Genomic DNA, 24,122 nt, shown 5'->3' on the forward strand with positions numbered 1-24,122 from the left:
GATCGGAGAGCGGCCCACCCCGCCTCGCGGCTTGTAGGGGACCGATGACTGAGTATGGCCGGGGCCAAGGCTCCGAACCGTGGCATCCCGCGGACCCGCTGTACGGGGACCAGGGATGGGGGCAGCAGGCCGGACACGGCCAGGCCGCCTACGGAGGCCAGGGGCAGTACGACCCGCAGCAGGCATACGGCGGTGACTGGGACACCGGTCAGCAGGGCTACGGCCAGGGGTCCGGTTACGGCCAGGACCCCGGCTACGGACAGCAGGCGTACGGCGGCGGCCAGGGTCACGGCCAGGGGCAGGGCGGCGGCTGGGACTGGGACGCCGGTTCGAGCGGCCAGTCCCCGTACGGCGCCGACCCCGCCGACCCGTACGGCACCGGTCAGCACGCCGCGTACAACGCCGAGGAGCCGGACTACTACAACACCCCCGGCGCCTACCCGCCGCCACAGCCGCCGGGCCGGCGCAGCGCGCCCGAGCCCGACACCGGCTGGGACGCGGGCCCCGACCAGGGCGAGGAAGCGTTCTTCAACGGCGGCGGTGACGACGAGGACGACTACGACGAGGGCCGTGGCGGGCGCCGCGGACGCGGCGGCAAGAAGCCGAAGAAGCGGCGCAGCGGCTGTGCCTGCCTGGTCCTGACCGTGATCTTCGCGGCCGGTGTCGGCGGCGTCGGCTACTTCGGCTACCAGTTCTACCAGGACCGTTTCGGCGCGGCCCCGGACTACGCGGGCGACGGCAACGGCGAGCAGGTCACCGTCATCATCCCGAAGGGGTCCGGCGGCTACACCATCGGGCAGAAGCTCAAGGACGCCGGCGTCGTGCAGAGCGTCGACGCCTTCGTCGCCGCGCAGTCGGCCGACCCGAAGGGCAAGTCGATCCAGGACGGCGCGTACGTCATGGAGAAGCAGATGTCCGCCGCGAGCGCGGTCGACATGCTGCTCAGCCCGACGGCCCGCGCCAACCTCGCGATCCCCGAAGGCTCCCGCAACGCGGCCGTCTACGCGAAGATCGACAAGAAGCTGAAGGTCGCCAAGGGCACCACGGCCAAGGTCGCGAAGCAGGACTACAAGGACCTCGGTCTGCCCGACTGGGCGCTCGACCGGCGTGGTGTGAAGGACCCGCTGGAGGGCTTCCTCTACCCGTCGAGCTACGCGGCCGCCAAGGGCATGAAGCCCGAGGACGTCCTGAAGGACATGGTGGCGCGGGCCAACGACAGGTACGAGAAGCTCGACCTCGAGGGCGAGGCCAAGAAGCTCAAGCTCGACAACCCGTGGCAGGTGCTCACCGTCGCGAGCCTCGTGCAGGCCGAGGGCAAGACGCACGACGACTTCCGGAAGATGGCCGAGGTCGTCTACAACCGCCTCAAGTCGACGAACACGGAGACCAACCAACTCCTGCAGTTCGACTCGACGTTCAATTACCTCAAGGGCCAGAGCAACATCAACATCGGCGAGTCCGAGATCAACAGCAACAAGGACCCGTACAACACCTACACGCGCAAGGGCCTGCCGCCGGGCCCGATCGGCAACCCCGGCGACGTGGCCCTCGCCGCGACGCTCGACCCGACGCACGACGGCTGGATCTACTTCGTGGCCACGGACGGCATGCACAAGACCGAGTTCGCGAAGACCGGCGCCGAGTTCGAGAGGTTGAAGGACAAGTTCAATGCCAGCCAAAGCAACTGACGTACGCAGGGCGGCAGTTCTCGGGTCGCCCATCGCCCACTCGCTCTCGCCGCAGCTGCACATCGCGGCGTACAAGGCGCTCGGCCTGGACGACTGGCGGTACGACCGGTTCGAGACCGACGAGGCGGCGCTGCCCGCCTTCCTCTCCGGACTCGGGCCCGAGTGGGCTGGCCTCTCGCTGACGATGCCGCTGAAGCGGGCGGTGATCCCGCTGCTGGACGAGATCACCGAGACCGCGCGGTCCGTGGAGGCCGTGAACACGGTCGTCCTCACCGGCGACGGCCGCAAGGTCGGCGACAACACCGACATCCCGGGCATCGTGGCCGCGCTGCACGAACGCGGCGTGGAGAAGGTCGAGTCGGCGGCGATCCTCGGCGCGGGCGCCACCGCGTCCTCCGCGCTCGCCGCGCTGTCCCGGATCTGCACCGGCGAGGTCGTCACGTACGTACGCAGTGAACAGCGCGCCGAAGAGATGCGCGGCTGGGGCGAGCGCCTTGGCGTGCGGGTGCGGGCCGCCGACTGGGCGGACGCGGCCGGTGCCTTCGAGGCGCCCCTCGTCGTCGCCACGACGCCGAAGGGCGGCACGGACCACCTGGTGGAGGCGGTGCCGGAGGGTGTCGGAACGCTCTTCGACGTGCTCTACGATCCGTGGCCCACGCCGCTGGCGGCCGCTTGGGAGCGCAGCGGCGGAGCGGTGGTCAGCGGGCTCGACCTCCTCGTTCACCAGGCGGTCTTCCAGTTCGAGCAGTTCACCGGCGAGACGCGTCCGGTGCTCGCCGCGATGCGCGAGGCGGGCGTGAAGGCGCTCGGCTGACCCTCGGCGTGTGGCTCGTGTCTCATGCGTGGTCCGCACCCCGGACACCGGAAACGTCGGGCTCCGTGGACGTGGGAGGATCGTTCCCATACACATGGCGCGAGCATGAGGAGCACCGTTGAGCAGGTTGCGCTGGCTGACCGCGGGAGAGTCGCACGGCCCCGCACTCGTAGCGACGCTGGAGGGACTTCCCGCCGGCGTTCCGATCACCACGGAGATGGTGGCGGACCACCTGGCACGGCGGCGCCTCGGCTATGGCCGCGGCGCGCGGATGAAATTCGAGCGCGACGAGGTCACGTTCCTGGGCGGTGTCCGGCACGGCCTGACCCTCGGCTCCCCGGTCGCCGTCATGGTCGGCAACACCGAGTGGCCCAAGTGGGAAAAGGTCATGTCCGGTGACCCGGTCGACCCGGAGATCCTCAAGGACATGGCGCGCAACGCGCCGCTGACCCGCCCCCGCCCCGGCCACGCCGACCTCGCCGGCATGCAGAAGTACGGCTTCGACGAGGCACGCCCGATCCTGGAGCGCGCCTCCGCCCGCGAGACGGCCGCCCGGGTCGCGCTCGGCGCGGTCGCCCGCTCGTACCTCAAGGAGACGGCCGGGATCGAGATCGTCTCGCACGTCGTCGAGCTGTGCTCGGTCAAGGCGCCGCAGGGCGTCTACCCGACCCCGGCCGACGTCGAGAAGCTGGACGCCGACCCGCTGCGCTGCCTCGACGCCGACGCGTCGAAGCAGATGGTGGCCGAGGTCGACCAGGCCCACAAGGACGGCGACACCCTCGGCGGCGTCGTCGAGGTCCTCGCCTACGACGTGCCGGTGGGCCTCGGCTCGCACGTCCACTGGGACCGCAAGCTCGACGCCCGCCTCGCCGGTGCGCTCATGGGCATCCAGGCCATCAAGGGCGTCGAGGTCGGCGACGGCTTCGACCTCGCGCGCGTGCCCGGCTCCAAGGCGCACGACGAGATCGTGAAGACGGACGACGGCATCCGCCGCGTCTCCGGCCGCTCGGGCGGCACCGAGGGCGGCCTCACCACCGGTGAGCTGCTGCGGGTGCGCGCCGCGATGAAGCCGATCGCGACGGTGCCGCGCGCCCTGCAGACCGTGGACGTCGCCACGGGCGAGGCCACGCAGGCCCACCACCAGCGCTCCGACGTCTCCGCCGTGCCGGCCGCCGGCATCGTCGCCGAGGCCATGGTCGCGCTCGTCCTCGCGGACGCGGTGGCGGAGAAGTTCGGCGGCGACAGCGTGCCGGAGACCCGGCGCAACGTCGAGTCGTACCTCGACAACCTCCAGATCCGGTGAGCGGCCCCCAGGTCGTCCTCGTCGGCCCGATGGGCGTCGGCAAGTCGACGGTGGGCGCGCTGCTCGCCGAGCGGCTCGGCTGCGCCTACCGGGACACCGACGACGACATCGTGACCGCACAGGGCCGCGCCATCGCGGACATCTTCGTCGACGAGGGCGAGGAGCACTTCCGCGCCCTGGAGAAGGCGTCCGTGGCGACCGCGCTCGCCGGGCACGAGGGCGTACTCGCGCTCGGCGGCGGCGCGATCCTCGACGCCGACACCCGTGAACTGCTGTCCGGGCACGCGGTCGTCTATCTCTCGATGGACGTCGAGGAGGCCGCCAAGCGCACCGGTCTGAACGCGGCCCGGCCGCTGCTCGCCGTCAACCCCCGTAAGCAGTGGCGGGAGTTGATGGAGGCGCGCCGGCATCTGTACACCGAGGTCGCCCGGGTGGTCGTGGCCACCGACGGCCGCACCCCCGAAGAGGTCGCCGAAGCGGTCCTCGACGCACTGGAGTTGAAGCAGGCATGAGCGAGCAGCCGGAACAGGTCACCCGGATCCACGTCGGTGGCACCGCCGGCACGGACCCGTACGAGGTCCTGGTGGGGCGTCAACTCCTGGGCGAGCTGGGCTCGTTGATCGGCGACCAGGCCAAGCGCGTCGCCGTGATCCACCCCGAGGCGCTCGCCGAGACCGGCGAGGCCCTGCGCGCCGACCTCGCCGACCAGGGCTACGAGGCCGTCGCCATCCAGGTGCCGAACGCCGAGGAGGCCAAGACCGCCGAGGTCGCCGCGTACTGCTGGAAGGCCCTCGGGCAGTCCAACTTCACGCGCTCCGACGTCGTCGTCGGCGTCGGCGGCGGCGCGACCACCGACCTCGCCGGGTTCGTGGCCGCGACCTGGCTGCGCGGCGTGCGCTGGATCGCCGTCCCGACGACCGTGCTCGCCATGGTGGACGCGGCGGTCGGCGGCAAGACCGGCATCAACACCGCCGAGGGCAAGAACCTGGTGGGCGCCTTCCACCCGCCGGCCGGGGTCCTGTGCGACCTGGCGGCGCTTGACTCGCTCCCGGTGCACGACTTCGTGTCCGGGCTCGCCGAGGTCATCAAGGCCGGCTTCATCGCCGACGAGAAGATCCTCGAACTCATCGAGGAGGACCCTCAGGCGGCGCGCACCCCGGCCGGGAAGCACACCTCCGAGCTGATCGAGCGCGCCATCCGGGTCAAGGCCGAGGTCGTCTCCTCCGACCTCAAGGAGTCGGGCCTGCGCGAGATCCTCAACTACGGGCACACCCTCGCGCACGCCATCGAGAAGAACGAGCGCTACAAGTGGCGGCACGGCGCGGCAGTCTCCGTCGGCATGCACTTCGCCGCCGAACTCGGCCGCCTGGCGGGCCGCTTGGACGACGCGACGGCGGACCGGCACCGCACGGTCCTGGAGTCGGTCGGCCTGCCGCTGAGCTACCGCTACGACCAGTGGCCGAAGCTCCTCGAAACGATGAAGGTCGACAAGAAGTCGCGCGGTGACCTGCTGCGCTTCATCGTCCTCGACGGCCTCGGCCGGCCGACCGTTCTCGAGGGCCCGGACCCGGCCGTTCTGCTCGCCGCGTACGGCGAAGTGGCGGAATAGTCCGGTCCGTTCATGTTCGGGCACGTCGGGACCTCCCCGGCCGTTCACACAACGGCGGCCGGGGACGGTACCGTTCGGTAGCGCCCCGTTCGCCGGCGCCCAAGTAACCGTCGTACGGGATGGAGTGGCACCGGATGCAGCACGCAGGGGGAGCTCCGCTGCCGCCGTCCCACGGGGCGGCGTACGGACAGGTCGGCCCCTTGCCGCAGGCCAGCCACGCGCAGCAGCCGCCGCCTCCAGGCGTCCCCGGGTTCAACGGGGCGCCGCCGCACCCTCCGGCCGCCCCGCCGTCGCACGTCCAGGCGCCGCAGCCGCCCGTCGCGCCTCCTCCTCCGCCGCCTCCGCCTCCGCCTCCGCAGGCGGCGCACCCGCAGCCCCAGTCGCAGCCGCCGCGCCGCGAGACCACGGGGCACGTGCAGTTGCCGCCGGGCGGGCCGGTCGCGGTGCCGAGCCCGCCGCCTGCCCAGGCGCCCGCCGATCCGACGTCGACGACGCTCGCCGTGCTGCTCATCGGCCCCGCGGGCGCGGGCAAGACGAGCGTCGCGAAGCACTGGGCGGAGACCCGTCGCGTACCGACGGCGCACATCAGCCTCGACGACGTACGCGAATGGGTCCGCTCCGGCTTCGCCGATCCGCAGTCGGGGTGGAACGACAACAGCGAGGCGCAGTACCGCCTGGCCCGCCGCACCTGCGGTTTCGCCGCGCGGAACTTCCTGGCGAACGGAATCTCCTGCATCCTCGACGACGCCGTGTTCCCGGACCGGCCGGTGGTGGGGCTCGGTGGCTGGAAGCGGCACGTGGGGCCCGGGCTGCTCCCGGTGGTGCTGCTGCCCGGCCTGGAGATCGTCCTGGAGCGCAACTCCCGGCGCAGCGGGAACCGTCGCCTCACCGACGAGGAGGTCGCCCGTATCCACGGGCGCATGGCGGGCTGGTACGGCTCCGGCCTCCCCATCATCGACAACTCCCAGCTGGACGTGCCGGGTACGGCGCAGGTCCTCGACGAGGTGCTCGCGCGGGCGATCACGAGTCCGCCGCAGTGGTGAGACCGGGGTGGTTGGTTCCGGGAGCGTCCTCCTACGACTCGGGGCTCTGCCCCGGACCCCGCTGCTCCATCGCCGCAGGGGCTTGACCGGCGTCCCCCGGAGGGACGCGCTGAGACGGCCGTGGCGCGTTCCCGCTCGTACGCTCGCGTCATGTCAGACGAGTACGCCGCCCGACGGGACCGGCTGAGAGAGCGCGCGACGGCGGGCGGCAGCGCGGCCACCCTCGTCTCGCGGCCCGCCAACGTCCGCTACCTGGCGGGAACGGCACCGCACGGCGCCGTCCTCCTGCTGGGCCGGGACCCCGGCGGAGACGACGACCTCCTGCTCTGCGCGCGAGCGCCCAGCGGGGAACCCGCCGACGGCCGCATCGACGAGGCGCTGCGGGTGCAGGTACTGGAGGCCCGCGCCGGTGACCCGGCCGTGGCCGCCGCCGACGTGGCCGCGTCCAGAGGCGCCGACTCGCTCGCGGTCGAGGAACACCACCTCACCGTCGCCCGGCACCGCGCACTCGGCTCCGTGGCGCCCCGACTGCGCCTGGCCGACCTCAACAGCGGCGTAGAACAACTCCGCCTCGTCAAGAACGAGGAGGAGATCTCCTGTCTGCGGATCGCCGCCGAGATCGCCGACCAGGCGCTCGGTGAGCTGCTCGAATCGATCCTCGTCGGACGCACCGAGCGGCATCTCGCCCTCGAACTGGAACGTCGACTCGTCGACCACGGCGCCGACGGCGCCGCCTTCCCCACCTCCGTGGGCACCGGCCCGAACTCCGGCCGCTCCGGCCACCGACCCAGCGACCGCCGCGTCGAGGAGGGCGACTTCCTCTCCGTGTGCCTGGGCGCCACGTACCGCGGATACCGCTGCGAGATCGGGCGTACGTTCGTGATCGGTACCTCGCCAGCGGACTGGCAGATCGAGCTGTACGACCTCGTCTTCGCCGCGCAGCGGGCCGGGCGCGAGAGCCTGCGGCCGGGCGTCGAGTGCCGGGAAGTGGACAGGGCCGCCCGGCACGTCCTGGACGCGGCAGGGTATGGTGACGGGTTGGCGCCGCTCACCGGACACGGTGTGGGACTCGAAATCGACGAGGACCCGCAGTTGGCCCCCGCTGCCATGGGTAAACTGGACGCTTGTGTGCCGGTCACCGTCGAGCCGGGGGTCCACCTCCCGGGTCGGGGCGGCGTCCGGATCGATGACACGCTCGTCGTCCGCCCCGAGGCGGACGGCGGACCCGAGCTACTCACCATCACGACCAAGGAGCTGCTCGCGCTCTAGCCGCAAGGCTGCTCGCGTGCCCCTGGGTCGTCCACGTCAGTCCAGGAGATTCCGCAACCGTGGCTTCCACGAACGACCTCAAGAACGGCCTGGTGCTCAAGCTCGACGGGGGCCAGCTCTGGTCCGTCGTCGAGTTCCAGCACGTCAAGCCCGGCAAGGGCCCTGCCTTCGTGCGCACCAAGCTCAAGAACGTGCTCTCCGGCAAGGTCGTCGACAAGACGTTCAACGCCGGCGTCAAGGTCGACACGGCCACCATTGACAAGCGCGACATGCAGTTCTCGTACATGGACGGCGAGTACTTCGTCTTCATGGACATGGAGACGTACGACCAGCTGCACGTCGACAAGAAGGCCGTCGGCGACGCCGCCAACTTCCTGATCGAGGGCTTCGAGGCCACGGTCGCCCAGTACGAGGGCGAGGTGCTCTTCGTCGAGCTGCCGGCCGCCGTCGAGCTGGTCATCAAGGAGACCGAGCCGGGCGTCCAGGGCGACCGCTCCACCGGCGGCACCAAGCCCGCCATCCTGGAGACCGGCCACCAGATCCAGGTCCCGCTCTTCGTCACGCAGGGCGAGAAGATCAAGGTCGACACCCGCTCCAGCGACTACCTCGGCCGGGTGAACAGCTAACCGTGGCTGCCCGTAATACGGCCCGCAAGCGCGCCTTTCAGATCCTCTTCGAGGCCGACCAGCGCGGCGCCGACACCCTGACGGTCCTCGCGGACTGGATCCGGCACTCCCGCAGCGACACGCGGCAGCCGCCCGTCAGCGAGTACACGATGGAGCTGGTCGAGGGGTACGCCGAGCAGGCGACCCGGATCGACGAGCTCATCTCGCAGTACGCCGTCGGGTGGACCCTGGACCGGATGCCGGTGGTCGACCGCAACATCGTGCGGCTGGGCGCCTACGAACTGGTCTGGGTCGACGGGACCCCGGACGCCGTGGTGCTCGACGAGGCCGTGCAACTGGCCAAGGAGTTCTCCACCGACGAGTCCCCGGCGTTTATCAACGGGCTCCTCGGTCGCTTCAAGGACCTGAAGCCGACCCTGCGCCGCGACGAGGCCTGAGCCCCGACCGCCCGGCGCGGCACCGTTCCGCGGGCCCGGAGCAGAACATGAACAATGTTCTGCTCCGGGCCTGGTGCGTTCCAGGGGATCTTCATTAGGTTCTGGTCATGTCACCGACAGGACCGAACCCTCGCCCGGTGCGCGCGCTCCCGGCGCGGGTACGCGTCGGCTACGGCCTCGGCTCCTTCGCCACCGGCACCTTCGGCACGGTCCCCGGGCTGTTGCTGCTGTACTACCTCACCGATGTGCTCGGCGTCGGGGCCGGCCTTGCCGGGCTGCTCGTCTTCCTGCCCAAGGCGTGGGACGTGCTGTTCAACCCGTGGGTCGGCGCCCGCTCCGACCGCAGCATCCGCTCACGGTTCGGGCCGCGCCGCTCCTGGATGCTGCTCGGCGCGCTCACCCTGCCGGTCTGCTTCGCCGGCATGTTCGCCGCCCCGGCAGGCCTCGACGGCGCACCCGCCGCCGCGTACGTCGCGGCCCTGTTCCTGCTCAGCGCCTCCGCGTACGCCTGCTTCCAGGTTCCGTACGTCGCGCTGCCCGCCGAACTGACCGGGGATCCGGACGAGCGCGCCCGCGTCATGGCCTGGCGCGTCGCCTTCCTCGCCGTGGCCATCCTGCTCTCCGGCTCCCTCGCCCCGATCCTCGCGGGCGCCACCGGCGACGACCGGGGGAGCGCGGGCGGGTACCGGGTGATGGGCCTGGCGGTCGGCGGGCTGCTGGCCGTGGGGATGCTGGCGGCGGTGATCGCCACGGCGGGAGGGCGTGGAGTCATACGTACAACGGATGGCGTTGCGCGCGGAACGGATGGCGTTATACGTACAACGCGCGGCGTCACACCTGCCCCACCAGGCGTTATACGTACAACGCAAAGCGTCGTACGTATAACGTCCGAGTCGACCCTCCTCGCGCAGCTGCGCGCCGCCCGCGGCAACGCGCCCTTCTGGTGGCTGTTCGGCGCGTACGTCGTGCAGGCCGCCGCGACCGGACTGATGCTCGCGGGCACCCAGTACTTCGCGACGTACATCCTCGACCGCCCGAGCGCCACCACGCTCCTGTTCGCCTGCCTCATCGTGCCTTCGCTGCTCGCGATGCCGCTGTGGCTTGCCGTCGGGCGCCGAACCGGCAAGCGGAACGCGGCGGTTGGGGCCTCCTGGTGTTTCCTGGTCGGGGCGGTGGGTGCCGCCGCGGGGCGGGAGCTGCCGCCGGGGTTGGTGTACGGAGCCGTGGCCCTGGCCGGGGTCGGGTACGCGGGCATGCAGATGCTGCCGCTCGCGATGCTGGGCGACGCGATCGTCGCCGACGGCTACGTCAGCGGGCGGCGCAGGGCCGGGGTCTTCACCGGGCTGTGGACCGCGGGCGAGACGCTCGGACTCGCCCTGGGGCCCGGCCTGTTCGGGCTCGTGCTCGCGCTCGGCGGGTTCGTCTCGTCCGATGCCGCCGACCGCGTCGCGCAGCCCGGCTCGGCGCTCACCGCGATCGTCGTCGGCTTCGGCGCCCTGCCCGCCCTGCTGCTGGCGCTGAGCCTGCCGCTGCTGGCCCGCTACCGCCTCACCGAGTCCGAACTGAACCGCCTGCGCGCCGAGTTCGACGACGATGTCGTGCCGGACGCGTCCGAACAGCCCACCCACCGAGACGAGGAGTCCGCATGACGACCGACGACCCGATCCTGGCGCGCCTGGCCGCCCTGCGCGCGGGTGACCTGCCGGTACACGGCGGGCGCACCATGGCGTACGTCTACGACTCGGGGCTCGAAGGGCTCGATGAGCTCGCGAACGCCGCGCAGGCGGCCTTCGCCGGTGTCAACGGCCTCGACATGACGGCGTTCCCGAGCGTCGTGGAGCTGGAGAACGACCTGGTGCGGCGGGCCACCGCGCTGCTCGGCGGCAGCGCGGGCACGTTCACCAGCGGCGGCACCGAGAGCTGCCTACTCGCCGTGCTGACGGCGCGTCAGTACGCCCGCAAGGAGCGCGGCGTGACCGAGCCCGAACTCGTCCTCCCCGAGACCGCCCACGCCGCCTTCCACAAGGCCGCCGAACTCTTCGGCCTGCGCGTGGTGAACGTCCCCGTCGACCCGGACACCTTCAAGGTCCGCCCCGCCGACGTGGCCGCGGCGATCTCCGAGCGCACCGCCCTGGTCGTCGTCTCCGCACCCTCGTACGCGCACGGCGTCGTCGACCCGGTCGCCGAGGTGGCGCAGGAGGCGGAGCGGCGCGGGGTGCTGTGCCACGTCGACGCGTGCATCGGCGGGTGGTACCTCGGGCACCTGCGCCTCGCCGCGAAAGAGGGCCAAGGCGCGCCGGACGTCCCGGAGTTCGACCTCACCGTGCCCGGCGTGACCTCCCTCTCCGTCGACCTCCACAAGTACGCGTACACGGCGAAGGGTGCCTCGCTGCTCCTCTTCCGCGACGCGGGCCTGCGCCGCCACGGCTGGTTCGCGCACGCCGCCTGGCCCGGCTACCCCGTGGTCAACTCCACGCTCCAGGGCACCAAGTCGGCCGGGCCCCTCGCGGCGGCCTGGGCCGTGACGGAGCGCGTCGGGACCGAGGGTTACGCGGTGCTGTCGACGCGCGTACACCGGACCACCGTCGCGCTCGCGGACGGTATCGAACGGATCGGCGGGCTGCGGCTCGCGGCGCGGCCCGAGGCCTCGCTGATCGCCGTGGCATCCGACGACCCGGACGGCGATCTCGACGTATTCGTGGTGGCGGACGAGCTTGGGGGAAGCGGCTGGTATCTGCAACCGCAGCCGGCCTTCGGCGCCGCACCGGCGACGCTGCATCTGACGGTGACCGCGGCCGTGGCCGACGAGGAGACCGTGCGGCTGCTGCTGGCCGAGCTGGAGAAGGCGGTGGGACGGGCTCGTGACCTGGGGCCCGTTCGGGTGGATCCGGAGGTCGTGGAGGCCGCGGCCACCCTCGACCCGGACGCGCTGACCTCGGAGGAGGTCGAGATCGCGCTCGCGCTCGCCGGGGTGGGAGAGGGCGGCCGGCTGCCGGAGCGGATGGCGCCCGTGCTCGCGGTGCTCCAGGCGCTGCCGCCGAAGCTGAGCGCACGCCTGCTGCCCGAGGTCATCGGGCGGCTGTACCGGATCTGAGCGCCGGGCCTGATCCGGGTGCTGGTACCGATCGCCCGATCCCGGCGCCGGGCCCGATCCGAGCACCGGGCCCGGAACGCCTTGAGGGGCGGAGCCGTGCGGCTCCGCCCCTCAAGGGCTGTGACGTTTCTGCGGTACGCGTCCGTATCAGACGTCGTCGTGCGCCACGGCACGCCGCGCGTCCGCGTCCAGCACGCCCCAGCTGATCAGCTGCTCGGTCAGGACCGAGGGCGACTGGTCGTAGATGACGGCGAGGGTGCGCAGGTCGTCCTGGCGGATCGACAGCACCTTGCCGTTGTAGTCACCGCGCTGCGACTGGATCGTGGCGGCGTAGCGCTGCAGCGGGCCCGCCTTCTCCGGCGGCACGTGGGCAAGGCGCTCCAGGTCGAGGCGCAGCTTCGGCGGCGGCTCGGCGGCGCCACCCGGGGTGGTGCCCGGCAGCAGTTCCTGCACCGGCACGCCGTAGAAGTCCGCCAGTTCGGCGAGGCGCTGTACGGTCACGGCACGGTCGCCGCGCTCGTACGAACCCACCACGACCGCCTTCCAGCGTCCCTGGGACTTCTCCTCGACACCGTGGAGGGAAAGGCCCTGCTGGGTACGGATCGCGCGGAGCTTGGCCCCGAGCTGTTTGGCGTATTCGCTGGACATATAGCTCCCCGGACACTGCATCACTAAGCGGCTGCGCCGCGTGGCTGGTAACTCACTGTGAGGTTACGCAGCGTTACTCTTCCGCGTCAAGCCGAATGGTCCGTACCGACCTTCTCGTGAATCCGGGGTTCTCGCACCTCCAGGCGGGTGATCAGCGACGTTGTCGGGGCTGGTAGTGTTGACGGCGCAAATCCGACGTCCTTTAAGGTCCGTCCCGTGAGGCGGAGAAGGAGGTCCGTTTCGTATGGACACGCAGCATTCCGATGCACGGCCGGTGCTCGAAGGCCCTGACATCGCGCGGGTACTGACCCGTATCGCCCACGAGATCGTGGAGCGCGCCAAGGGCGCCGAGGACGTGGTTCTTCTCGGTATTCCCACGCGAGGTGTCTTCCTCGCCCGCCGGCTCGCCGAGAAGCTCGAAGAGATCACCGGCCGCGCCATCCCCGTCGGCTCGCTCGACATCACGATGTACCGCGACGACCTGCGCATGCACCCGCCGCGCGCGCTGGCCCGCACCGAGATCCCCGGCGACGGCATCGACGGCCGCCTCGTCGTCCTCGTCGACGACGTGCTCTTCTCCGGCCGCACCATCCGCGCCGCCCTCGACGCGCTGAACGACATCGGGCGCCCGCGTGCCGTGCAGCTCGCGGTCCTCGTCGACCGCGGCCACCGCGAACTCCCCATCCGTGCCGACTACGTCGGCAAGAACCTCCCCACGTCGCTGCGGGAGACGGTCAAGGTCCAGCTCGCCGAGGAGGACGGCCGCGACGCCGTGCTGCTCGGCGCCAAGCCGGACGCCCAGGCGGCCGAGCAGTAGCACCCCCTTCTGCCGTGCGCACGCGCGCGTACGGCTCGAAAGGTGTGCCCTCGCGCGCCCGTATGTCCCGAATCTCCTGAACTGCCTTACGGAGCACCCCAGATGATGCGACACCTCATCTCGGCCGCCGACCTCTCCCGCGACGATGCCGTGCTCATCCTCGACACCGCCGAGGAGATGGCCCGCGTCGCCGACCGGCCCATCAAGAAGCTGCCCGCGCTGCGCGGGCGGACCATCTGCAATCTGTTCTTCGAGGACTCGACCCGGACGAGGATCTCGTTCGAGGCCGCCGAGAAGAGGCTCTCCGCCGACGTCATCAACTTCGCCGCCAAGGGGTCGAGCGTCTCGAAGGGGGAGTCCCTGAAGGACACCGCCCAGACGCTCGAAGCCATGGGTGTCGACGCCGTCGTCATCCGGCACGGCGCGTCCGGCGCCCCGTACCGGCTCGCCACCTCCGGCTGGATCGACGCCCCGGTGATCAACGCCGGAGACGGCACCCACCAGCACCCCACGCAGGCGCTGCTCGACGCCTTCACGATGCGCCGCCGCCTCGTCGGCCCGGACGCCGGGATCGGCCAGGGCCTCGACGGCAAGCGCGTCACGATCGTCGGCGACGTGCTGCACAGCCGCGTCGCCCGCTCGAACGTCGACCTGCTGCACACGCTCGGCGCCGAGGTCACCGTCGTCGCGCCGCCCACCCTGGTGCCGGTCGGCGTCGAGACCTGGCCCTGTGAGGTGTCGTACGACCTGGATTCGACGCTCACGAAGTCCGACGCCGTGATGATGCTGCGCGTGCAGCGTGAGCGCATGAACGCGGCGTTCTTCCCGACCGAGCGCGAGTACAGCCGCCGCTACGGGCTCGACGGCGACCGCATGGCGCGGATGCCGGAGCACTCCATCGTGATGCACCCCGGCCCGATGGTCCGTGGCATGGAGATCACCGCCGAGGTCGCCGACTCCGACCGCTGCACGGTCATCGAGCAGGTCGCCAACGGCGTGCACACGCGCATGGCCGTCCTGTACCTGCTTCTTGGCGGCAACGAGCCCGCCGTCAGCCACTCTCGTACCGAGGAGACGAAGTAATCATGAGCAAGACCCTTATCCGTGGTGCGAAGGTGCTCGGCGGCGAGCCGCAGGACGTGCTCATCGACGGTGGCGTGATCGCCGAGGTCGGCACCGGGATTTCGAGCGACGGCGTCGAGAGTGTCGTCGAGGCCGAGGGGAAGGTGCTGCTGCCCGGTCTCGTCGACCTGCACACGCACCTGCGCGAGCCCGGCCGCGAGGACTCCGAGACCGTTCTCACCGGCACCCGCGCCGCCGCCTCCGGTGGCTACACGAACGTGTTCGCCATGGCCAACACGTTCCCCGTCGCCGACACCGCCGGCGTCGTCGAGCAGGTCTACCGGCTCGGCCAGGAGCACGGCTACTGCGACGTGCAGCCCATCGGCGCCGTCACCGTCGGCCTGGAGGGCGTCAAGCTCGCCGAGCTCGGCGCCATGCACGAGTCCGCCGCCGGCGTCACCGTTTTCTCCGACGACGGCAAGTGCGTCCACGACGCCGTGATCATGCGCCGCGCCCTGGAGTACGTGAAGGCCTTCGGCGGCGTCGTCGCGCAGCACGCGCAGGAGCCGCGCCTCACCGAAGGTGCCCAGATGAACGAGGGCACCGTCTCCGCCGAGCTGGGCCTGGGCGGCTGGCCGGCCGTCGCCGAGGAGTCGATCATCGCGCGTGACGTGCTGCTCGCCGAGCACGTCGGCTCCCGCGTGCACATCTGCCACCTGTCCACGGCGGGCTCGGTGGAGATCGTGCGGTGGGCCAAGTCGCGCGGCATCGACGTCACCGCCGAGGTCACCCCGCACCACCTGCTCCTCACCGACGAGCTGGTGCGCTCGTACAACCCGGTCTACAAGGTCAACCCGCCGCTGCGTACCGAGAAGGACGTCATGGCGCTGCGCGAGGCGCTCGCCGACGGGACGATCGACATCGTCGCCACCGACCACGCCCCGCACCCGCACGAGGACAAGGACTGCGAGTGGGCCGCCGCCGCCATGGGCATGGTGGGGCTCGAAACCGCGCTCAGCGTCGTCCAGCAGACGATGGTCGAGACCGGCCTGCTCGACTGGGCCGGCGTCGCCGACCGGATGTCGGTCAAGCCCGCCGAGATCGGGCAGGCCAAGGGCCACGGACGCCCCGTCTCGGCTGGTGAGCCCGCGAACCTCGTCCTCGTCGACGCCGACTACCGTGGAGACGTGGACCCCGCGGGCTTCGCCTCCCGCAGCCGCAACACCCCTTACGAGGGCCGTGAGCTGCCGGGGCGCGTCACCCACACCTGGCTGCGGGGCAAGGCCACCCTCGCCGACGGGAAGCTCGCGTGACTCCTCTGCAACCACTCGCCGTCAACGTCCTGGCCGCCGAACAGAAGTCGGCGGACGTCACGGACTGGCCCAACCGGATCGGCTGGATCGTCGGTCTGCTGCTCTTCATCGCGCTCGTCTACTGGCTGATGCGTCAGGGCTGGAAGTGGCGCGGCACCCTCCAGGGAGACCTGGCGCCGCTGGCCGACATGCCCGCCGAGCAGGGCCCGGCCAAGCTGGAACTGAGCGGCCGGTACCACGGCTCCACCAGCGCCGGGCAGTGGCTCGACCGCATCGTGGCGCACGGCCTCGGCACCCGCAGCCGCGTCGAGCTGAGCCTGACCGACGAGGGCCTGAACGTCGTACGCCCCGGAGCGAGCGACTTCTTCGTCCCGGCGGACGCGCTGCGCGAGGCCAGGCTCGACAAGGGCATCGCGGGCAAGGTCCTCACGGAGGGCGGGATGCTGATCGTCACGTGGGCACACGGCGAGAAGCTGATCGACTCCGGGTTCCGCTCCGACCACGCCGCCGAGCAGGCCGACTGGGTCACCGCCATCAACAACATGATCGACACGAACACCAAGCACGTCTCGAACACCAAGCACGTCTCGAACACCACGCACGTCTCGAACGCCACGCACGTCTCGAACGTCACGACGGAAGGCACCGCACGATGACCACCTCCACCAGGGGAGCCACGCACGCTCCCGCCGTGCTCGTCCTGGAGGACGGCCGGGTGTTCCGCGGCCGCGCCTACGGGGCCGTGGGGGAGACCTTCGGCGAGGCCGTGTTCTCCACCGGCATGACCGGCTACCAGGAGACCCTCACCGACCCGTCGTACGACCGCCAGATCGTGGTCGCGACCGCCCCGCAGATCGGCAACACGGGCTGGAACGACGAGGACGACGAGTCGAAGCGCATCTGGGTCTCGGGCTACGTCGTCCGCGACCCCGCGCGCGTGGCCTCCAACTGGCGCGCCAAGCGTTCCCTCGACGACGAGCTGGTCGCGCAGAACATCGTCGGCATCTCCGGCATCGACACCCGCGCCCTCACCCGCCACCTGCGCGAGCGCGGCTCCATGCGGTCCGGCATCTTCTCCGGCGAGACGCTGGCCCCCGAGGCCGAGCTTGTCGCGAAGGTCCAGGCGCAGCCCTACATGAAGGGCGCCTCCCTCTACGAAGAGGTCGCCACAAAGGACGCGTACGTCGTTCCGGCCATCGGCGAGAAGAAGTTCACCGTCGCCGCCGTCGACCTCGGCATCAAGGGCATGACCCCGCACCGCATGGCCGAGCGCGGCATCGAGGTGCACGTCCTGCCGGCCACCGCGTCCCCTGAGGACGTGTACGCCGTAAATCCGGACGGGGTGTTCTTCTCGAACGGTCCGGGCGACCCGGCCACCGCCGAGGGCCCGGTCGCGCTGATGACCGCCGTCCTGGAGAAGAAGACGCCGTTGTTCGGCATCTGCTTCGGCAACCAGATCCTCGGCCGCGCCCTCGGCTTCGGCACCTTCAAGCTGAAGTACGGCCACCGCGGCATCAACCAGCCGGTGCAGGACCGCACCACCGGCAAGGTCGAGGTCACCGCCCACAACCACGGCTTCGCCGTGGACGCGCCGCTGGACAAGGTGAGCGACACCAAGTTCGGCCGCGCCGAGGTCTCCCACGTGTGCCTCAACGACAACGTCGTGGAGGGGCTCCAGCTGCTCGACCAGCCGGGCTTCTCCGTCCAGTACCACCCCGAAGCGGCGGCCGGACCGCACGACGCCGCGTACCTCTTCGACCGCTTCGTGTCCCTGATGGAGTCCGCCCGTGCCTAAGCGCAACGACCTCAAGTCCGTACTCGTCATCGGCTCGGGCCCGATCGTCATCGGCCAGGCCGCGGAGTTCGACTACTCCGGCACCCAGGCCTGCCGGGTGCTGAAGAAGGAGGGCCTGCGGGTCATCCTCGTCAACTCCAACCCGGCGACGATCATGACCGACCCGGAGATCGCCGACGCCACGTACGTCGAGCCGATCACCCCCGAGTTCGTCGAGAAGATCATCGCCAAGGAGCGCCCCGACGCGCTCCTGCCGACCCTCGGTGGTCAGACGGCCCTCAACACGGCCATCTCGATGCACGAGCAGGGCGTCCTCGAGAAGTACGGCGTCGAGCTGATCGGCGCCAACGTCGAGGCGATCAACAAGGGCGAGGACCGCGACCTGTTCAAGGAGGTCGTGGAAGAGGTCAAGAAGAAGATCGGCCACGGCGAGTCCGCCCGCTCGTACATCTGCCACTCCATGGACGACGTCATGAAGGGCGTCGAGGAGCTCGGCGGCTACCCCGTCGTCGTCCGCCCCTCCTTCACCATGGGTGGTGCAGGGTCCGGCTTCGCGCACGACGAGGAGGAGCTGCGCCGCATCGCCGGTCAGGGCCTGACTCTGTCTCCCACCACCGAGGTGCTCCTTGAGGAGTCCATCCTCGGCTGGAAGGAGTACGAGCTGGAGCTGATGCGCGACAAGAACGACAACGTCGTAGTCGTCTGCTCCATCGAGAACTTCGACCCGATGGGCGTGCACACCGGCGACTCGATCACCGTCGCGCCCTCGATGACGCTCACCGACCGCGAGTACCAGCGCCTTCGTGACATCGGCATCGCGATCATCCGCGAGGTCGGTGTCGACACCGGTGGCTGCAACATCCAGTTCGCGGTGAACCCCGAAGACGGCCGCATCATCGTCATCGAGATGAACCCGCGCGTCTCCCGGTCCTCGGCTCTCGCCTCCAAGGCCACCGGCTTCCCGATCGCGAAGATCGCGGCCAAGCTGGCCGTCGGCTACACGCTGGACGAGATCCCGAACGACATCACCGAGAAGACGCCGGCCTCCTTCGAGCCGACGCTCGACTACGTGGTCGTGAAGGCCCCGCGCTTCGCCTTCGAGAAGTTCCCCAGCGCCGACTCCACGCTGACCACGACCATGAAGTCGGTCGGCGAGGCCATGGCCATCGGCCGGAACTTCACCGAGGCGTTCCAGAAGGCGCTGCGTTCGCTTGAGAAGGCGGGCTCGCAGTTCTCCTTCGTCGGCGAGATCGGCGACAAGACCGCGCTCCTCGAAGCGGCAGTCCGGCCCACCGACGGGCGCATCAACACCGTCATGGACGCGATCCGCGCCGGTGCCACGCCCCAGGAGATCTTCGACTACACGAAGATCGACCCGTGGTTCGTCGACCAGCTCTTCCTCATCAAGGAGGTCGCCGACGAGCTCACCGAGGCCCCCGAGCTGACCCGCGAACTGATCGCGGAAGCGAAGCGGCACGGCTTCTCCGACCGCCAGATCGCCGAGATCCGCGGCCTGCGCCAGGACGTCGTCCGCGAGGTCAGGCACGCCCTCGGCGTCCGCCCGGTCTACAAGACGGTCGACACCTGCGCCGCCGAGTTCGCCGCCAAGACGCCGTACTTCTACTCCTCGTACGACGAGGAGAGCGAGGTCGCGCCGCGCGAGAAGCCCGCCGTGATCATCCTCGGCTCGGGCCCGAACCGCATCGGCCAGGGCATCGAGTTCGACTACTCCTGCGTCCACGCCTCCTTCGCGCTCAGCGAGGCCGGCTACGAGACCGTGATGGTCAACTGCAACCCGGAGACGGTCTCCACGGACTACGACACGTCCGACCGCCTCTACTTCGAGCCGCTGACCCTTGAGGACGTCCTGGAGATCGTCCACGCGGAGCAGCAGGCGGGCCCCGTCGCGGGCGTCGTCGTGCAGCTCGGCGGCCAGACGCCGCTGGGCCTCGCGCAGGCGCTCAAGGACAACGGCGTCCCGATCGTCGGCACCTCGCCGGAGGCGATCGACGCCGCCGAGGACCGCGGCGAGTTCGGCCGCGTGCTCGCCGAGGCCGGCCTCCCGGCCCCGAAGCACGGCACCGCCACCACGTTCGCGGAGGCGAAGACGATCGCCGACGAGATCGGCTACCCGGTCCTCGTCCGCCCGTCGTACGTGCTCGGCGGCCGCGGCATGGAGATCGTCTACGACGAGGAGCGCCTGTCCTCGTACATCGAGGAGTCGACCGAGATCAGCCCCTCGCGGCCGGTCCTCGTCGACCGCTTCCTCGACGACGCCATCGAGATCGACGTCGACGCGCTCTACGACGGCGAGGAGCTCTACCTCGGCGGCGTCATGGAGCACATCGAGGAGGCCGGCATCCACTCCGGCGACTCGGCGTGCGCCCTGCCCCCGATCACGCTCGGCGGCTACGACATCAAGCGCCTGCGCATCTCGACCGAGGGCATCGCCAAGGGCGTCGGCGTGCGCGGCCTGATCAACATCCAGTTCGCGATGGCGGGCGACATCCTCTACGTCCTGGAGGCCAACCCGCGCGCCTCGCGCACGGTGCCCTTCACCTCCAAGGCGACCGCCGTGCCGCTCGCGAAGGCCGCCGCCCGCATCTCGCTGGGCGCCACCATCGCCGAGCTGCGCGCCGAGGGCCTGCTCCCGAAGACCGGCGACGGCGGCACGCTCCCCATGGACGCGCCGATCTCCGTCAAGGAGGCCGTCATGCCGTGGTCGCGCTTCCGCGACATCCACGGCCGCGGCGTCGACACGGTTCTCGGCCCGGAGATGCGCTCCACCGGCGAGGTCATGGGCATCGACTCCGTCTTCGGCACGGCGTACGCCAAGTCGCAGGCGGGCGCGTACGGTCCGCTGCCGACGAAGGGCCGGGCGTTCATCTCCGTCGCCAACCGCGACAAGCGCTCGATGATCTTCCCGGCGCGCGAGCTGATCCAGCACGGCTTCGAGCTGCTGGCCACCTCGGGCACGGCCGAGGTCCTGAAGCGCAACGGCATCAACGCCACCGTCGTGCGCAAGCAGTCCGAGGGCGAGGGCCCGAACGGCGAGAAGACGATCGTCCAGCTGATCCACTCCGGCGACGTCGACCTCATCGTCAACACCCCGTACGGCACCGGCGGCCGCCTCGACGGCTACGACATCCGTACGGCGGCGGTCTCCCGCTCCGTGCCGTGCCTGACCACGGTCCAGGCGCTCGCGGCGGCCGTGCAGGGCATCGACGCGCTCAACCACGGTGACGTGGGCGTGCGTTCACTGCAGGAACACGCGGAACACCTGACCGCGGCCCGCGACTAGCAGCCCAAGAGGGGGACACCGAAACGGTGTCCCCCTCTTCATGAGGCCACCGCCTCGTGAGGACCTATAGGACTTCAGGCATGTACAAGCTGTTCTTCAACCTCGTCTTCAAGCGCATGGACCCCGAGAAGGCCCACTACCTGGCCTTCCGCTGGATCCGCCTCGCGGCCCGCACACCCGTTCTGCGCACCTTCGTAGCCGCGTATCTCGCGCCGCGCTACAAGGAGTTGCGCACCGAGGCCCTCGGTCTCCGGATGCACGGCCCCTTCGGCCTCGCCGCCGGCTTCGACAAGAACGCCGTCGCGATCGACGGCATGTCGATGCTCGGCTTCGACCACGTCGAGATCGGCACCGTGACCGGGGAGGCGCAGCCCGGCAACCCCAAGAAGCGCCTCTTCCGCCTCGTGCCGGACCGAGCGCTCATCAACCGCATGGGCTTCAACAACGAGGGCTCGCTCGCCGTGGCGGCCCGCCTGGCCTCCCGCAACCCCGTCTTCAAGACCACGGTCGGCGTGAACATCGGCAAGACCAAGGTCGTGCCGGAGGCCGAGGCCGCGGCCGATTACGTGAAGTCGACCGAGCGGCTCGCCGCGTTCGCCGACTACCTCGTCGTGAACGTCTCCTCGCCGAACACCCCGGGCCTGCGCAACCTCCAGGCCACCGAGTCGCTGCGGCCGCTCCTGAGCGCCGTACGCGAGGCCGCCGACCGCACCGTCACCTCGCGCCGCGTCCCCCTCCTCGTGAAGATCGCGCCCGACCTCGCCGACGAGGACATCGACGCGGTCGCCGACCTGGCGGTCGAACTCGGCCTCGACGGCATCATCGCCACCAACACGACGATCACCCGCGAGGGCTTGAAGACGACGGGTGACGTCGTGAACGAGACCGGCGGCCTGTCGGGCGCCCCCCTCAAGGAGCGCTCCCTGGAGGTCCTGCGTCGCCTCTACGCGCGCGTGGGCGACCGGATCACCCTCGTCGGCGTCGGCGGCATCGAGAACGCCGAGGACGCCTGGCAGCGCATCCTCGCCGGTGCCACCCTCGTCCAGGGCTACTCGGCCTTCATCTACGAAGGCCCCTGCTACGCCCGCGCGATCCACAAGGGCCTCGCCGCCCGCCTGCACAACTCCCCGCACGCCACGCTCGCCGACGCGATCGGCGCCGATGTCCGGAAGAAGGCTGAAGCCGCATGACCGTCCTCGAACCCTTCGGCGCGCGCCTGCGCCGCGCCATGGACGAGCGCGGCCCGCTCTGCGTCGGCATCGACCCGCACGCCGCGCTGCTCTCCTCCTGGGGCCTCAACGACGACATCGCGGGCCTGGAGAGCTTCACGCGCGCGTGCGTCGAGGCGATGGCCGACACCGTCGCCGTGGTGAAGCCGCAGATGGCGTTCTTCGAGCGGTTCGGCTCGCGCGGCGTGGCCGTCCTGGAGCGGGCGGTCGCGGACCTGCGGGAGGCCGGGACCCTCGTCGTCATGGACGCCAAGCGCGGCGACATCGGCTCGACCATGGCCGCGTACGCGGAGACGTACCTGCGCAAGGACTCCCCGCTGTTCTCGGACGCCCTGACCGTCTCGCCGTACCTCGGCTACGGCTCCCTGAAGCCGGCCGTCGACCTCGCCCGCGAGTCCGGCGCCGGCCTCTTCGTCCTCGCGCTCACCTCGAACCCCGAGGGCGGCGAGGTCCAGCACGCGGTGCGCGCCGACGGGCGCAACGTAGGGGCGACGATGCTCGGGCACCTCGCAGAGGAGAACAAGGGTGAGACGCCCATGGGCTCCTTCGGAGCCGTGGTCGGCGCGACGCTGGGCGACCTGTCCTCGTACGAGCTCGACATCAACGGCCCGCTGCTCGCCCCCGGCATCGGGGCGCAGGGTGCCACGGCCGCCGATCTGCCGTCGGTGTTCGGCTCCGCCGTGCGCAATGTCGTACCGAACGTGAGCCGTGGAGTCCTGAAGGCGGGGCCCTCGGTCGCAGCCCTGCGGGACGCCTCCGTGCGGTTCGCGGACGAGGTGCGGGAAGCGGTTTCCGGGGCCTGAGGAGGGGGATCGGAGGCGGTTCGGCGCGAGGTTTAAGGGTGGCACTCCGTGCCGACCTCGGGTTTTGCGTCCGAAACCTGTCCAGATTCTTGGTCGATTTGTCCAAAATGTACGGCTCGACAGAGGCTGACCAGGACTTTTCGTCTGTTCTCGCTGACTCCGACGTCCATGGCCGCTAGTCTCCGTCGAGAGTCAACGGTCAACTGCACGCCAGCGGGTTGTTCGTTGCTCCCCAGGTGTGGGGCGACTAGGTTCCTCACCGGTCCGTATCCGACAGTTCGACATCCGAGGTGACGTAGGCGTGGCTCTTCCGCCCCTTACCCCTGAACAGCGCGCAGCCGCGCTCGAAAAGGCCGCCGCGGCTCGCCGGGAGCGGGCCGAGGTCAAGAATCGACTCAAGCACTCCGGCGCCTCCCTGCACGAGGTCATCAAGCAGGGCCAGGAGAACGACGTCATCGGCAAGATGAAGGTCTCCGCCCTCCTCGAGTCCCTGCCGGGCGTGGGCAAGGTCCGCGCCAAGCAGATCATGGAGCGTCTGGGGATCTCCGAATCCCGCCGGGTGCGCGGTCTCGGTTCCAACCAGATCGCCTCCCTGGAGCGCGAGTTCGGCAGCACCGGCGCCTGAGTGACCGAGACCGCCCCGGGGAAGTCCCCGGGGCTGGTCCGGGGCACTCCGGAACAACTGGAATAATCGCTGCATGAGTGAACGTCCGCGGCTGACCGTGCTCTCCGGCCCCTCGGGGGTCGGCAAGAGCACGGTTGTCGCCCATATGCGCAAGGAACACCCCGAGGTCTGGCTCTCGGTGTCGGCGACGACCCGCAAGCCGCGCCCCGGCGAGCAGCACGGTGTCCAGTACTTCTTCGTCACGGACGAGGAGATGGACAAGCTGATCGCCAACGGCGAGCTCCTTGAGTGGGCCGAGTTCGCGGGGAACCGCTACGGCACCCCGCGTCGCGCCGTGCTCGACCGCCTGGAGGCGGGCGAACCGGTGCTGCTCGAGATCGACCTCCAGGGCGCCCGCCTGGTCCGGGAGTCGATGCCCGAGGCGCAGCTGGTCTTCCTGGCCCCGCCGAGCTGGGAGGAGCTGGTCCGCCGGCTCACCGGGCGCGGTACGGAGGCTCCGGAGGTCATCGAGCGACGCCTCGGGGCCGCCAAGGTGGAGCTCGCCGCCGAGGAGGAGTTCGACACCACGCTTGTCAATACCTCCGTCGAGGACGTGGCCGGTGAGCTGCTAGCCTTGATGAAGGTTCTTTGAGCTGTTCTTTGAGCT

The 24,122-nt window shown here is 70.5% G+C and carries 22 protein-coding genes; 21 read left to right on the top strand and 1 reads right to left on the bottom strand.

What is annotated here, in order from left to right:
* Positions 1–44 precede the first annotated feature (44 nt).
* The 11 genes from mltG to RBJ65_RS34230 all read left to right on the top strand — a co-directional run bounded on the left by mltG (position 45) and on the right by RBJ65_RS34230 (position 11,883).
* On the top strand, positions 45–1,688 hold the full coding sequence (mltG, locus tag RBJ65_RS34180; protein ID WP_306320633.1) for an endolytic transglycosylase MltG: 1,644 nt from the start codon (positions 45–47) through the stop codon (positions 1,686–1,688).
* Positions 1,669–2,502, top strand: a complete 834-nt coding sequence (locus tag RBJ65_RS34185; protein ID WP_306320634.1) for a shikimate dehydrogenase — start codon at positions 1,669–1,671, stop codon at positions 2,500–2,502. The genes mltG and RBJ65_RS34185 overlap by 20 nt, the downstream gene beginning before the upstream one ends.
* 118 nt (positions 2,503–2,620) lie before the next feature.
* Entirely contained in the window at positions 2,621–3,805 is a 1,185-nt protein-coding gene (gene aroC / locus RBJ65_RS34190) for a chorismate synthase (protein WP_306320635.1), read from the top strand.
* Complete coding sequence (locus tag RBJ65_RS34195) at positions 3,802–4,317, top strand: shikimate kinase (RefSeq protein WP_306320636.1); 516 nt, start codon at positions 3,802–3,804, stop codon at positions 4,315–4,317. The genes aroC and RBJ65_RS34195 overlap by 4 nt, the downstream gene beginning before the upstream one ends.
* Positions 4,314–5,414: a 3-dehydroquinate synthase gene (gene aroB, locus RBJ65_RS34200; protein ID WP_306320637.1), complete on the top strand. Its 1,101-nt coding sequence runs from the start codon at positions 4,314–4,316 to the stop codon at positions 5,412–5,414. Before RBJ65_RS34195 ends, aroB begins: the two co-directional genes overlap by 4 nt.
* Positions 5,415–5,548: 134 nt before the next feature.
* A complete protein-coding gene (locus RBJ65_RS34205; RefSeq protein ID WP_306320638.1) occupies positions 5,549–6,457 on the top strand; it encodes a Pro-rich N-terminal domain-containing protein in 909 nt (302 codons plus the stop codon).
* A gap of 150 nt (positions 6,458–6,607) precedes the next feature.
* Positions 6,608–7,726: an aminopeptidase P family protein gene (locus RBJ65_RS34210; protein ID WP_306320639.1), complete on the top strand. Its 1,119-nt coding sequence runs from the start codon at positions 6,608–6,610 to the stop codon at positions 7,724–7,726.
* Between the two features lie 59 nt (positions 7,727–7,785).
* The gene (gene efp, locus RBJ65_RS34215) at positions 7,786–8,352 is read left to right on the top strand and encodes an elongation factor P (protein ID WP_306320640.1); all 567 of its coding nucleotides are present in this window, start codon (positions 7,786–7,788) and stop codon (positions 8,350–8,352) included.
* Positions 8,353–8,354: 2 nt separating this feature from the next.
* Positions 8,355–8,789: a transcription antitermination factor NusB gene (nusB, locus tag RBJ65_RS34220; RefSeq protein WP_306320641.1), complete on the top strand. Its 435-nt coding sequence runs from the start codon at positions 8,355–8,357 to the stop codon at positions 8,787–8,789.
* Between the two features lie 107 nt (positions 8,790–8,896).
* Positions 8,897–10,438, top strand: a complete 1,542-nt coding sequence (locus RBJ65_RS34225) for an MFS transporter (protein WP_306320642.1) — start codon at positions 8,897–8,899, stop codon at positions 10,436–10,438.
* The gene (locus RBJ65_RS34230; RefSeq protein WP_306320643.1) at positions 10,435–11,883 is read left to right on the top strand and encodes an aminotransferase class V-fold PLP-dependent enzyme; all 1,449 of its coding nucleotides are present in this window, start codon (positions 10,435–10,437) and stop codon (positions 11,881–11,883) included. Before RBJ65_RS34225 ends, RBJ65_RS34230 begins: the two co-directional genes overlap by 4 nt.
* Positions 11,884–12,030: 147 nt before the next feature.
* On the opposite strand, the gene bldD is transcribed toward RBJ65_RS34230, so the two are convergent.
* Positions 12,031–12,531, bottom strand: coding sequence for a transcriptional regulator BldD (bldD, locus tag RBJ65_RS34235; RefSeq protein ID WP_266721805.1), 501 nt, complete (start codon positions 12,529–12,531; stop codon positions 12,031–12,033).
* Between the two features lie 244 nt (positions 12,532–12,775).
* Here bldD and pyrR point away from each other — a divergent pair, with 244 nt between their 5' ends.
* The 10 genes from pyrR (at position 12,776) to gmk (ending at position 24,107) form a co-directional block, all read left to right on the top strand.
* The gene (gene pyrR / locus RBJ65_RS34240) at positions 12,776–13,348 is read left to right on the top strand and encodes a bifunctional pyr operon transcriptional regulator/uracil phosphoribosyltransferase PyrR (RefSeq protein ID WP_306320644.1); all 573 of its coding nucleotides are present in this window, start codon (positions 12,776–12,778) and stop codon (positions 13,346–13,348) included.
* Between the two features lie 102 nt (positions 13,349–13,450).
* Entirely contained in the window at positions 13,451–14,431 is a 981-nt protein-coding gene (locus RBJ65_RS34245) for an aspartate carbamoyltransferase catalytic subunit (protein ID WP_306320645.1), read from the top strand.
* 2 nt (positions 14,432–14,433) lie between these two features.
* Positions 14,434–15,723, top strand: coding sequence for a dihydroorotase (locus RBJ65_RS34250; RefSeq protein WP_306320646.1), 1,290 nt, complete (start codon positions 14,434–14,436; stop codon positions 15,721–15,723).
* Entirely contained in the window at positions 15,720–16,379 is a 660-nt protein-coding gene (locus RBJ65_RS34255; RefSeq protein ID WP_306320647.1) for a hypothetical protein, read from the top strand. The genes RBJ65_RS34250 and RBJ65_RS34255 overlap by 4 nt, the downstream gene beginning before the upstream one ends.
* Positions 16,376–17,518, top strand: a complete 1,143-nt coding sequence (gene carA, locus RBJ65_RS34260) for a glutamine-hydrolyzing carbamoyl-phosphate synthase small subunit (RefSeq protein ID WP_306320648.1) — start codon at positions 16,376–16,378, stop codon at positions 17,516–17,518. The genes RBJ65_RS34255 and carA overlap by 4 nt, the downstream gene beginning before the upstream one ends.
* The gene (gene carB / locus RBJ65_RS34265) at positions 17,511–20,819 is read left to right on the top strand and encodes a carbamoyl-phosphate synthase large subunit (protein ID WP_306320649.1); all 3,309 of its coding nucleotides are present in this window, start codon (positions 17,511–17,513) and stop codon (positions 20,817–20,819) included. The genes carA and carB overlap by 8 nt, the downstream gene beginning before the upstream one ends.
* Before the next feature lie 80 nt (positions 20,820–20,899).
* Positions 20,900–22,009 (top strand): quinone-dependent dihydroorotate dehydrogenase, encoded by a 1,110-nt coding sequence (locus RBJ65_RS34270; RefSeq protein ID WP_306320650.1) that lies wholly within the window; start codon positions 20,900–20,902, stop codon positions 22,007–22,009.
* Complete coding sequence (pyrF, locus tag RBJ65_RS34275) at positions 22,006–22,851, top strand: orotidine-5'-phosphate decarboxylase (RefSeq protein WP_306320651.1); 846 nt, start codon at positions 22,006–22,008, stop codon at positions 22,849–22,851. The genes RBJ65_RS34270 and pyrF overlap by 4 nt, the downstream gene beginning before the upstream one ends.
* Before the next feature lie 301 nt (positions 22,852–23,152).
* Positions 23,153–23,476, top strand: a complete 324-nt coding sequence (locus RBJ65_RS34280) for an integration host factor (protein ID WP_026246651.1) — start codon at positions 23,153–23,155, stop codon at positions 23,474–23,476.
* A gap of 73 nt (positions 23,477–23,549) precedes the next feature.
* Positions 23,550–24,107, top strand: coding sequence for a guanylate kinase (gmk, locus tag RBJ65_RS34285; protein ID WP_306320652.1), 558 nt, complete (start codon positions 23,550–23,552; stop codon positions 24,105–24,107).
* The last annotated feature ends 15 nt before the right edge of the window (positions 24,108–24,122 follow it).

Source organism: Streptomyces sp. KL109B (assembly GCF_030766935.1).
Classification (GTDB): domain Bacteria; phylum Actinomycetota; class Actinomycetes; order Streptomycetales; family Streptomycetaceae; genus Streptomyces.

Coding starts and splice junctions, on each gene's coding strand:
- mltG (WP_306320633.1), top strand. CDS start 45: ATGACTGAGTATGGCCGGGGCCAAGGCTCCGAACCGTGGCATCCCGCG.
- RBJ65_RS34185 (WP_306320634.1), top strand. CDS start 1,669: ATGCCAGCCAAAGCAACTGACGTACGCAGGGCGGCAGTTCTCGGGTCG.
- aroB (WP_306320637.1), top strand. CDS start 4,314: ATGAGCGAGCAGCCGGAACAGGTCACCCGGATCCACGTCGGTGGCACC.
- RBJ65_RS34205 (WP_306320638.1), top strand. CDS start 5,549: ATGCAGCACGCAGGGGGAGCTCCGCTGCCGCCGTCCCACGGGGCGGCG.
- RBJ65_RS34210 (WP_306320639.1), top strand. CDS start 6,608: ATGTCAGACGAGTACGCCGCCCGACGGGACCGGCTGAGAGAGCGCGCG.
- RBJ65_RS34225 (WP_306320642.1), top strand. CDS start 8,897: ATGTCACCGACAGGACCGAACCCTCGCCCGGTGCGCGCGCTCCCGGCG.
- RBJ65_RS34230 (WP_306320643.1), top strand. CDS start 10,435: ATGACGACCGACGACCCGATCCTGGCGCGCCTGGCCGCCCTGCGCGCG.
- bldD (WP_266721805.1), bottom strand. CDS start 12,531: ATGTCCAGCGAATACGCCAAACAGCTCGGGGCCAAGCTCCGCGCGATC.
- pyrR (WP_306320644.1), top strand. CDS start 12,776: ATGGACACGCAGCATTCCGATGCACGGCCGGTGCTCGAAGGCCCTGAC.
- RBJ65_RS34245 (WP_306320645.1), top strand. CDS start 13,451: ATGATGCGACACCTCATCTCGGCCGCCGACCTCTCCCGCGACGATGCC.
- RBJ65_RS34250 (WP_306320646.1), top strand. CDS start 14,434: ATGAGCAAGACCCTTATCCGTGGTGCGAAGGTGCTCGGCGGCGAGCCG.
- carA (WP_306320648.1), top strand. CDS start 16,376: ATGACCACCTCCACCAGGGGAGCCACGCACGCTCCCGCCGTGCTCGTC.
- RBJ65_RS34270 (WP_306320650.1), top strand. CDS start 20,900: ATGTACAAGCTGTTCTTCAACCTCGTCTTCAAGCGCATGGACCCCGAG.
- pyrF (WP_306320651.1), top strand. CDS start 22,006: ATGACCGTCCTCGAACCCTTCGGCGCGCGCCTGCGCCGCGCCATGGAC.
- gmk (WP_306320652.1), top strand. CDS start 23,550: ATGAGTGAACGTCCGCGGCTGACCGTGCTCTCCGGCCCCTCGGGGGTC.